The 2,864-nt window shown below is 68.3% G+C and carries 5 protein-coding genes; 4 read left to right on the top strand and 1 reads right to left on the bottom strand.

The annotated features are described in order from the left end of the window. A partial coding sequence (locus VLF18_RS13800; RefSeq protein WP_325280209.1) for a helix-turn-helix domain-containing protein occupies window positions 1–675 on the bottom strand: 675 nt, incomplete at its 3' end. On the opposite strand from VLF18_RS13800, the gene VLF18_RS13795 reads away from it, so the two are divergent. The 4 genes from VLF18_RS13795 to VLF18_RS13780 all read left to right on the top strand — a co-directional run. Continuing rightward, window positions 674–907 carry a hypothetical protein gene (locus VLF18_RS13795; RefSeq protein ID WP_325280208.1) on the top strand — a complete coding sequence of 78 codons (234 nt, stop codon included), beginning with the start codon at window positions 674–676 and terminating at the stop codon, window positions 905–907. The genes VLF18_RS13800 and VLF18_RS13795 overlap by 2 nt on opposite strands. A gap of 43 nt (window positions 908–950) precedes the next feature. Further along, window positions 951–1,436, top strand: a complete 486-nt coding sequence (locus VLF18_RS13790) for a hypothetical protein (protein WP_325280207.1) — start codon at window positions 951–953, stop codon at window positions 1,434–1,436. A gap of 440 nt (window positions 1,437–1,876) precedes the next feature. Then, entirely contained in the window at window positions 1,877–2,221 is a 345-nt protein-coding gene (locus tag VLF18_RS13785; protein WP_325280206.1) for a hypothetical protein, read from the top strand. A gap of 166 nt (window positions 2,222–2,387) precedes the next feature. Continuing rightward, window positions 2,388–2,864 (top strand): hypothetical protein (locus VLF18_RS13780; RefSeq protein ID WP_325280205.1); only part of this gene is annotated, 477 nt, incomplete at its 3' end.

Raw genomic sequence — 2,864 nt, 5'->3', positions numbered from 1 at the left:
GTCGTCGAAGCGATAGCGCAGCAGCACGACCGGCGCGGCTTGCGCGCCCGAATCGTTCTGCAGCAGCTCGCGCACTTCCGGATTCTCGGCAAGACGCGCAACGAGCGCATCGAGTTCGGGCCGGCGCAGCTGAACGTGCTCGGCCATGTAGCGGCGCAGCAGGCAGGCCGCGGCTTCGCTCCAGTTTTCGAGCCGTTCGCGGCGCGCGCCGGGACGCAGCATCAGCTCGAACACGTTGTCGCGCGGAACCGCCGCGAGCGATTCGCCGCGCACGGCCGACCAGAGCCGCGTCGCGCCGCGGTTGCCTTCCGTGATCCAGGCGCCGTCGCGCAACAGCAGCGCCGGAAACGGTTCGTGCGCGTCGAGAAACGCGCGCATCGCGCGTTCGACGAGTTCGACCTCGGCCGGCGAACGCACTTCGCCGTCGTATTCCGGCGCGAAACCGGCCGCCAGCAGCATCTGGTTCTGCCGCGCGACGTCCAGACCGAGCGCCGCGCTCAGCGCGAGCACGACGCCGCGTCCGGGCCGCGCGCGCCCGCTTTCGAGAAAGCTCAGGTGACGCTGCGAAATACCGGCGACGAGCGCGGTCTGCAACTGCGAGCGGCCGATGCGGCGGCGGTGCGCACGCAACACGGCCGGAAACGAATCGGCGACGAGCGGCTGATCGGTGTCCATGCAGAGCTTCGCGGAAACGACGAAGCGCCATGCTAGCGCGGCAAATCGCGCGCGCGCCGTCGCGGCGACACGCCTGCGCAGCGCTGCAACATCCGCAGATCGGCGGCGAGCGTCGCTGCGCCGTGGTGAACACCTGCGCATTTTCCAGTTATTGCGCATTGGCAGCGCCGACGCCGGCAGGCATGCGGCCGATTACCTGCTGGTAGTTGCCGCCGATCGGCGGCGACGCTGAGCTGCGGGCGCGGCCGATCCGTGCCGCTCACCGGGAACACGCCATGAAACCCCTGCTCGTCACCAGCTTCGCGCTCGTCGTTCTCTGCGCCGCCGGCAGCGCCTCCGCTTCGCACCCGCACTGCCGCGCGATACGCGGCGTCATCAACGACGTGCAGGTCACCGACGGTTGCGCGAGTCCGAACGGCTTCTGCGCCGCCGGCACCGTCGACGGCAATCGCAACTTCAGAGGCACGACCTACTTCGTGATGGACGGCGCCGTGCGCGGCCCGGCGACGGCACCCGGCACGCTCGCGACATCGGGCCTGCTGACCTATGCGTTCGACGACGGCACGCTCGTCGTGCGCGAAAGCGGCCTGTCGGGATTCGTGCAGGGCGATGACAGGTTCTTTACCGCCTTCCAGCAGGTGGAATCCGGCACCGGCCGCTACGCCGGCGCGACGGGACATTTCTACGTGCTCGGACAGGCGCTGCCCGATCGCTTCGAAGCCGAAATCGACGGCGAATTGTGCGTACGTAGGGCGCAATGACCGAAGGGCATTGCGCCGTCTCGACGCCTGCGACGCAGCAACCGAACGGCATCGCGCCCAATCGACGCACGCCGCGCGTTGGCCGGACCTTCGCCGCATCGAGGCGGCGCAATGCGCCTTGCTTGTTGCGAAGCGCACTGCGCCATTCCAACACCTGCGATGCACCAGCCAACGACATCGCACCATGCCGACGCATGCCTCTCGCATGCATGGTTTCCTTCTCGCAAAGCGCAGGGAAGCGCCCCCGGCTATCACAGGAAAACCGCCGAACGACAAATATTTCCGCTGCCGTGAAAAAGCGCGGAAAATTTGATTCCCAATCGCAATTTTTTATTGCATGCAGCATTCCGCATTGGTATACAACGCAGGCTCCGGCAACGCCCGCATCGGGCGCACCCACATGATCGCCGCGGAAACGCGGCCACCTGGAGTCTCCGCACATGAGTCTCAACTGGCCCAATACGCTGTCGCTGTCCACGCTCGACAAGCTGCGCATCGAAAGCGCCGTCAATCAGTCCCTGCGCGATCGGCTGCTGAAGGATCCCGCCGCCGTGCTCGCGGAAAACGGCATTTCCGTGCCGGACGGCGTCACCGTCAAGACCGTCGCCGACACCGCCGACACCCACACGCTGACCCTGCCGCCGTTCGTCGGCACCGACCTGTCGAACAAGTCGCTCGGCTCCGCCACCGCCGCCGCCTCGACCTGGGAATGCACGACCTGCACGCCGACCTCGCCGATCTGCGCGGGCTCGCTCGCGTCGCTGACCTGCGTCGGCAACAAGTAAGCAACACCGCTCCTCGCTCCGCGCGCGTGTCGAACGGGTTCCTGCCGGAGCCCCGGACGCCTGCGCGCCGGAGCAGCCTTCGGCGGTGCGCGGATGCACGGGAGTGTCTGCGCGCCGCCGCTTTCCGACGACCGATTCCTCCGACGACCGACATCGAGGTGCGCACGTGACCGACCAAGGCGACTGCCGTCCCGTTGACGATGCCGACGAGCGCACCGGGGCCGCGGCGGAGCGCCCGACGATCACACCGCAATGTGCCGCACGACTGGCAACCGAACCGGTCATTCCCGAAATCGTCGCTCCGTGGATCGCCGCCGCGGCCGCGGCGCTCGACGCGCAGCTGGCTGCCGACGGCAACGTCATCCACGCCGCGCTGCGCGACGATTTCATCGGCGCGTATCGCCAGGCCGTCGCACGGCTGACCAATCTCGCGATCCTGCAGCGCTTCTCGAGCTTTCATCTCGTACTGAATCCGCTGTGGCGCCCGATCGACGCGACGCCCGGCGACGCGCCCGCGGACAGCCCGCGGCACGTGCTCGACGCCTACATCGCCTGGGAACGCGGCGAACGCCTGCTTGCCGCCGACGGTCCCTACCCCGAGCTCGCCCGCCTCGTCGCGACCGCGCAGCGCCAGTGGCTCCCC

This window comes from Tahibacter sp. (assembly GCF_035481375.1).
In the GTDB taxonomy this organism is placed as follows: Bacteria; Pseudomonadota; Gammaproteobacteria; order Xanthomonadales; family Rhodanobacteraceae; genus Tahibacter.
Note: the sequence above shows the minus strand (reverse complement) of the source record. Positions and strands in the feature narration are given on the sequence as shown.